This is a genomic window from Halomonas sp. ND22Bw (assembly GCF_003011945.1).
Lineage (GTDB): Bacteria > Pseudomonadota > Gammaproteobacteria > Pseudomonadales > Halomonadaceae > Halomonas > Halomonas halophila.
Genome location: NZ_PXWD01000931.1, coordinates 1 through 269 on the forward strand (window position 1 = coordinate 1; position 269 = coordinate 269).

The following is a 269-nucleotide window of genomic DNA, read 5'->3' on the forward strand; positions in this document are numbered from 1 at the left end:
CGTTCGAGCTTATCGGATTGCTCGGGCGGTGAAGGGGTCCCAGGAAATAGCCCCCGCGTGAGACCGTACCCGAAACCGACACAGGTGGACAGGTAGAGTATACCAAGGCGCTTGAGAGAACTATGCTGAAGGAACTCGGCAATTTGCCTCCGTAACTTCGGGATAAGGAGGCCTGTCTTGGACGCAAGTCTGAGACAGGGGCACAGACCAGGGGGTGGCGACTGTTTATCTAAAACACAGGGCTCTGCGAAGTCTGTAAGACGACGTAT

At 55.4% G+C, this 269-nt stretch carries 1 rRNA gene; it reads left to right on the forward strand.

Features of this window, described 5'->3' with window-relative positions:
- A 23S ribosomal RNA gene (locus CVH10_RS20885) occupies positions 1 to 269 on the forward strand; the annotation flags it as partial.